At 67.2% G+C, this 6,223-nt stretch carries 6 protein-coding genes; 1 reads left to right on the top strand and 5 read right to left on the bottom strand.

What is annotated here, in order from left to right; translation table 11 throughout:
* Nucleotides 1–107 precede the first annotated feature (107 nt).
* The gene (locus LOC57_RS02690; protein ID WP_229957907.1) at nt 108–2,021 is read right to left on the bottom strand and encodes a septum formation family protein; all 1,914 of its coding nucleotides are present in this window, start codon (nt 2,019–2,021) and stop codon (nt 108–110) included.
* 276 nt (nt 2,022–2,297) lie between these two features.
* Here LOC57_RS02690 and LOC57_RS02685 point away from each other — a divergent pair, with 276 nt between their 5' ends.
* A complete protein-coding gene (locus tag LOC57_RS02685; protein WP_227912583.1) occupies nt 2,298–2,531 on the top strand; it encodes a DUF3073 domain-containing protein in 234 nt (77 codons plus the stop codon).
* Between the two features lie 147 nt (nt 2,532–2,678).
* On the opposite strand, the gene purM is transcribed toward LOC57_RS02685, so the two are convergent.
* The 4 genes from purM to LOC57_RS02665 all read right to left on the bottom strand — a co-directional run bounded on the left by purM (nt 2,679) and on the right by LOC57_RS02665 (nt 6,221).
* Entirely contained in the window at nt 2,679–3,794 is a 1,116-nt protein-coding gene (gene purM / locus LOC57_RS02680; protein WP_227912584.1) for a phosphoribosylformylglycinamidine cyclo-ligase, read from the bottom strand.
* Complete coding sequence (gene purF, locus LOC57_RS02675) at nt 3,791–5,356, bottom strand: amidophosphoribosyltransferase (protein WP_227912585.1); 1,566 nt, start codon at nt 5,354–5,356, stop codon at nt 3,791–3,793. Before purF ends, purM begins: the two co-directional genes overlap by 4 nt.
* 70 nt (nt 5,357–5,426) lie before the next feature.
* Nucleotides 5,427–5,720 carry a hypothetical protein gene (locus tag LOC57_RS02670; protein WP_227912586.1) on the bottom strand — a complete coding sequence of 98 codons (294 nt, stop codon included), beginning with the start codon at nt 5,718–5,720 and terminating at the stop codon, nt 5,427–5,429.
* 135 nt (nt 5,721–5,855) lie between these two features.
* Complete coding sequence (locus LOC57_RS02665; RefSeq protein WP_227925391.1) at nt 5,856–6,221, bottom strand: sterol carrier family protein; 366 nt, start codon at nt 6,219–6,221, stop codon at nt 5,856–5,858.
* Nucleotides 6,222–6,223: the final 2 nt, after the last annotated feature.

Raw genomic sequence — 6,223 nt, 5'->3', positions numbered from 1 at the left:
CCCCCCCCCCCCCCCCCACACACACCCCCCCCCCCCCCCCCCCCCCCGCGGCGCCCCCCCCCCCCCCCCCCCCCCACGCCGTTCGTTCGTTTGTTTGTTGCTGCCGGCTAGTTGGTCCGGATCAGGGACTCCGTCAGTTCCTGGCCTTCTGGGCTGAATACAAAGCAGTCCAGCCGGCGGTCTCCGTTGGACCAGGTCTGCTCCGTGGGGATGGACTTGGCGACCTTGAGATCCGGGTAGGACGAGGCGCTATCGGCGTAGTCCACGGCGGCGCACACCTCGTTGACCCGGTCTTCCAGGGCGGCTGTGCCGGGGAAGTCGTCGCTGCCCTCGAACCGCTCCGATGCCACCAGCTGGGCGTCGTGCGGAGTCTCGCAGGTGACGACGTCGGCAGTGGAGTTCACGTCCTCCCAGTCCTGCAGGCAGGCGCCGGCTTCCAGGTCCACGGGGCTGACGTTTTCGCTGACCACCCCTTCGCCCTTGCCGTTAAAGACGAAGACCACCAGGAGGATGGCAACGACGGCGGCCAGGACTACGCCGCCGATCACCAGCAGCAGCTTGGTGTTGCGTCTGCCTGTGCCCTTGGCCGGACCTGCTGCGGTTGCGGGGGCCGGTGCCGGGGCACCCGGCTCCTCAACTGCCGGCGTCTGGCCCGTGGCGTCTGCTTTAGGCTTCCGCGCGGCGCCGGCGGCAGCGGCAGCAGCCTGGCTTTCCGCCAGACGGCGGGAACGGCGGGTATCGCCGGTCGGAACCGAAGCCGTTGTTGGCTCCGGCTCGGGTGTGTCTTCGGCTTCAGCCTTGTCCTGCGCCGGCAAGGCATCCGTCACGGGCGCCGCTGCATTGATTCCGTGCAGCAGGCCGGGTGCATCCTTCGGCCCGGCGTCGGACCGGGCTTCGGACGGGGCTTCCCCAGCCCCTTCCTCGGTGTCCTCAGCCGCGGGTTCTTCAACTACGGCTTCTTCGGCTGCGGGTTCTTCGCCTACGGCTTCTTCGGCTGCGGGTTCTTCGCCTACGGCTTCTTCAGCCGCGGGTTCTTCGCCTACAACTTCTTCAGCTGCGGGTTCTTCGCCTACGGCTTCTTCGGCCGCGGGTTCTTGGCGTCCGGTCTCCGGCGAGCCCGGTCCTGCCTGCGCCGCGTCGGGGGCTTCGGGGTCCGTTTCGGCTGCTTCTTCAGCTGCGGGGTCAACCCGAATCTCTGCGCCGGCAGGAGCGGGCTCGAGACCGGAAAGCCGGCCCGCTTCGGCGGCATTGGCCTCCACGGCGGCTGTTTCGGAAGCCACGTCCTCAAGCTCGGCGGCCTCCACCGCGTCACTGCTCAGTGCCGGTTCGGCCAGGGACGGCTCTTCCAGCTCCAGCTCCTCGGGGGCCACTACCACCGGTTCCGGCGGCAGTTCCACGTCGTCCTCCATGTCCCCGGGTTCGTCCGCGGTGCTTTCGACGCCGGAACTTTCGGCGGACGGGTTGTCGCCGGCGCTTTCGGTTGACTGGGAGTCAGCATCAGCGCCCTCCGCATGCACGGCGTCATGCTCGGGTGCGGATTCCGCGGCTACAGCGTCACCTTCTGCAGTCACAGTGTCATCGTCTGCAGCCTCTGCGGGCACAGTGTCATCGTCTGCACGTTCTGCACGTTCTGCACGTTCTGCGGACTCGGGGGACCCGGTACCGGCAACCGCCTCGGAACTGTCGGCGCCTTTCCCTGCTCGTGTTGCCCTGTCCGCCAGGCGGGAGAGGACGGCACCCACAGCCGTTGCAACGGCAGTCTTTTTTCCCGGTGCCTCATCGGCTTTCTCCGACGTCTCATCGGCATCGGCGCCCGCTGGTTCGGCCGGCTGCGCGCCCGTGTCGGCAGCAGCACCGCTGTCGGCGAAAGTGCGCTCCCACAGGCCTGTGTCGTGGCTTCCGTCGGCGGATAGCCAGGCAGGGGAGTCCGAATGCGCGCTCAGATCGGGGAAAGCAGTGGGGTTTCCTGCCTCCTCCGGTAGCGGAGAGTCCGCCCCCGGTGTATTTTTCTGATCGCTCATGGTGAACGGTGGTCCTCCCTGTAGGTGGCGCTGTGATGCGCCCCAAAACTGTATCTACCCCTGACTTTAGCCAATATTCGGGGGGCGGCGCAGGGGCAGGTGCAGGGGAGGCCGGCCTGATGTGCTCCCGGGGCAGCCCGGACGGAACTGCAGGGGGCACAAGGCGGCGGGAAAACATGTAATCTGTACTTACGACAAATTGACCAAATATTCCGAGGCCTCGTTCATCTGCCCGAACGACCCGCCTCCGGATCGACGCAAAAAGGGGGTCACGCCATGGGGCGCGGCCGTCAAAAGGCAAAAGCAACCAAGCAGGCACGGGAGATGAAGTACTTCACCCCTGCCACGGACTACTCGGCGCTCCAGCGTGAGCTTTCTGGACCGACGAGCCGTCCATCCAGTCGATATCCCGAGGAGCCGGCTGAGCCCGACTACTCGGCGTACGAGGATAAGTACGCGGATCAATTTGGCGACGATGACGATGATGAGGGCAATCGCCGCGCAGGCTAGCGGCAGCCTCAATACATTGGCCAATTGCCATCCTTTCAGCGGACCACCTTCGGGTGGGTCCGCTGATTGGCGTTAACGCCGGGCTTGCCGGGCGGCCGGACGCAGACGGCCCCGGACCGGGCGGTCCGGGGCCGTCCTGCTGCCTCGTCAGGCGTAGCTGCCGACCAGCCGCACCGCTCCGCCGTCCACGCCCTTGGCGCCCTGGACGAAGTCGACGTCGGGGCCGTCCGGCGCCTGGGCGTCGCCCACGCTGCCCATCACCCAGGCGGGCACTCCCAATGCAGCCAGCCGCCGCAGTGCGGCATCGGCGCCGCCAGCGTCCACAATCGCCACCATGCCCACGCCCAGGTTCAGGGTGCGTTCCAGGTCCGGCTGGGGCACGTTGCCCAGTTCGGCAATGAGCTTGAACACCGGCGGGAGTTCCCAGGTGGAGCGGTCCACTGTGGCCTGCAGCCCCTTGGGCAGGACCCGGGCCAGGTTGGCGGCCAGTCCGCCGCCGGTCACGTGACTGAAGCCATGCACACCGGCTGCGTCGTACCGGGCCAGATCCAGGCAGTCTGCCGCGTAGACGCGGGTTGGCTCGAGCAGTTCTTCGCCCAGTGTCCGGCCCAGTTCCGAGACCTGGCGTTCCAACTGCCAGCCGGCGTGGTTGATCACGCGGCGGACCAGGGAATAGCCGTTGGAGTGGATTCCGGAAGAAGCCATCCCGATCACCACGTCGCCGCGGCGCACCCGGTCCGGGCCCAGCAGCCGGTCCGCTTCGACAACACCGGTAGCGGCACCGGCGACGTCGTACTCGTTTTCGCCCAGCAGTCCTGGATGTTCGGCGGTTTCCCCGCCCACCAGGGCCGTGCCGGCCACCTCGCAGGCGGCGGCAATACCGCGGACAATGCCGGCGATCCGCTCCGGTACCACTTTGCCGCAGGCGATGTAGTCCGTCATAAAGAGCGGCTCGGCGCCGACCACGACGATGTCGTCCACCACCATGCCCACCAGATCGAAGCCGATGGTGTCGTGGATGTCCAGCGCCTGGGCAATGGCCACCTTGGTTCCCACGCCGTCCGTGGACGTCGCCAGCAGCGGCTTGGTGTACGACAGCAGTTTGGATGCGTCATAGAGCCCGGCGAAACCGCCCACCCCGCCGAGGACCGAGGAATTGTGTGTGGCCTTCACCGCGGCCTTCATCAGTTCAACGGCTTTGTCGCCGGCTTCAACGTCCACCCCTGCGGAGGCGTAGGTGATGGAGGTGTCGGGCGCGTTCATACGGCCTCTTTCTTTTCGGAATCGTTGAGCAGGTTCTCGTATTCGCTGTCCGGGCCGGGGTCGCAGCCGTTGGCCCCGCTGCTCTCCGCAGGGTTCCCGGCGTCCGCTTCCAGGAGGTTCTTGCCCAGCCGGTCCGCGGAGGGCAGCTCGATGGGGTAAACGCCGGTGAAGCAGGCCGTGCACAGGCGTTCCCGCGGCTGGCGGGTCGCCCCGATCATGCCGTCTTCGGAGATGTAGGCCAAGCTGTCCGCACCGATGGACGCCCGGATCTCCTCCACGGCGGCTCCATTGGCGATGAGCTCGGCGCGGGATGCGAAATCGATGCCGTAGAAACACGGCCACTTTACCGGCGGTGAGGAGATTTTGACGTGGACTTCCACGGCGCCGGCTTCGTGCAGCATCCGAACAATGGCTCGCTGGGTGTTGCCGCGCACAATCGAGTCGTCCACCACCACCACGCGCTTGCCGCGGATCACTGATTCCAGGGCATTGAGCTTGAGCTTGATGCCCAGCTGGCGCAGGGTCTGGCTGGGCTGGATGAAGGTCCGCCCCACGTAGGAATTCTTGACGAAGCCGTGGGCGAAGGGGATGCCCGATTCCTCGGCGTATCCCACGGCGGCGGGTGTGCCCGACTCCGGCACCGGGATCACGATGTCTGCTTCCACCGGGTGTTCCCGGGCCAGCTGGCGGCCCATCTCAACGCGGGATTCGTAGACGGAGCGTCCGGCGATGGTGGCGTCCGGACGGGCCAGATAGACGTATTCGAAGACGCAGCCGGCCGGCGTCGGCTGCCCGAAAGTCCGGCTGCGGACGCCGTTATCGTCGATGGCAATGAATTCACCGGGCTTGATTTCCCGGATGAAGCTGGCGCCTACGGTGGCCAGTGCGGAACCTTCCGAAGCCACCACCCAGCCGCGTTCCAGCCGGCCGAGGACCAGGGGGCGAACCCCGTAGGTGTCGCGTGCGGCGTACAACGTGCCTTCGTCCATAAACACGAAGGAGAACGCGCCGCGCAGTTTGGGCAGCAGTTCCATGGCCGTGTCTTCGAGGGAGCGGCCGTCGCTGCCGTTGAGCAGGGCGGTGACCAAAGCGGTGTCTGACGTGTTTCCCTGGGCTATTTCCCCGGAGCGGGGCCGGCCCTCGCGTTCGATGATCAGTTCATACAGTTCAGCGGAGTTGGTCAGGTTGCCGTTGTGCGCCAGGGCCACGGTGCCGGCGGCGGTGGCGCCCAGAGTGGGCTGGGCATTGGCCCAGTGCGACGCGCCGGTGGTGGAATACCGGCAGTGCCCGACGGCGATATGCCCCACGAGGGTGTTGAGCGTGGTCTCGTCAAAGACCTGGGAGACCAGGCCCATGTCCTTGTAGACGCTGATGCGGTTGCCGTCGCTTGTGGCGATGCCCGCCGATTCCTGCCCCCGGTGCTGTAGTGCGTACAACCCGTAATAGGTAAGCTTTGCTACCTCTTCGCCGGGGGCCCAGACGCCAAAGACTCCACAGGCATCCTGTGGGCCTTTTTCGCCGGGCAGTAGATCATGGGAAAGCTGTCCGTCTCCGCGTGCCATGAGAGCATTGTCTCACGCTGATAGATGCCTCACGTCCGTATGCGCGCAACGTTACGCATGCCGCTGTTCGCTAGCTCTCCGGTTCGCCGGAATCCAGTCCCTCCACCGTGGCGCGGCGGCTCTTGCGCACGCTGAGCCAGTCAAGCAGCAGGGCCAGCAGGGCGCCCAGCGCCAGGCCCGGCATAGCGAACATCATGGTGAAGAAGCCCAGCGTTGCGGAGCGGGTGAACTCGGGATCCTCCGGGCCGCCGTAGGCGAGAACAATGGCGGCAATGAATCCGGCGATCACTCCCAGCGCCATAAAAGGGACAAAGCGTGGGGCGCGGCGGACCGTGATCTCGCGGCGCTCGGGGGTGTGCTGCATGCTTCGATTCTACCGGCCGTAAACACCCGGCCGCGTTCCCGGCGCTGAACAACCCGGCGCTGAACAACCCGGCGCTGAACAGCCCGGCGCCGGACGGGAGCACCCGGCTGGGCTGCGGGCGGTCCGGCTGCGCGCCTAGCGGCTGGCCGGGAACAGCGGAAGCACGTCCGCAAGGTCCGCGCGCAGCCCGGATGCTGCGACCTTCCCGGCCGCGACGGCGTCGGCCCAGGTCTGCTGCCCGGTGGCCAGCGCAAGCCAGGTGGCGCCGTCGGTCTCGATGACGTTGGGCGGGGTGCCGCGGGTATGCCGCGGCCCGGCCACGCACTGCGTAACGCCAAACGGCGGAACCCGTACCTCCACGCTGTTGCCCGGAGCGCGGGCAGCGAGTTCCTCCAAGGCGTAACGCACCGCAGTGGCGGTGGTGTTGCGGTCAGCTCCGCCGCCGGCGGCGGCCCGCAGGGCAGACCGTCCGTCCTCGGCGGTGATCCGGCGCCGTGCCACCG

The sequence above is a fragment of the Arthrobacter sp. zg-Y750 genome, assembly GCF_020907365.1.
Lineage (GTDB): Bacteria > Actinomycetota > Actinomycetes > Actinomycetales > Micrococcaceae > Arthrobacter_B.
The sequence above is the reverse complement of the archived record's forward strand: the minus strand, read 5'-3'. Positions and strand labels throughout refer to the sequence as shown.

Bases quoted from the DNA above. Each gene is read 5' to 3' on its own strand.
- LOC57_RS02670 (WP_227912586.1), bottom strand. From the start codon at position 5,720: ATGCAGCACACCCCCGAGCGCCGCGAGATCACGGTCCGCCGCGCCCCA.
- purM (WP_227912584.1), bottom strand. From the start codon at position 3,794: ATGAACGCGCCCGACACCTCCATCACCTACGCCTCCGCAGGGGTGGAC.
- purF (WP_227912585.1), bottom strand. From the start codon at position 5,356: ATGGCACGCGGAGACGGACAGCTTTCCCATGATCTACTGCCCGGCGAA.
- LOC57_RS02690 (WP_229957907.1), bottom strand. From the start codon at position 2,021: ATGAGCGATCAGAAAAATACACCGGGGGCGGACTCTCCGCTACCGGAG.
- LOC57_RS02685 (WP_227912583.1), top strand. From the start codon at position 2,298: ATGGGGCGCGGCCGTCAAAAGGCAAAAGCAACCAAGCAGGCACGGGAG.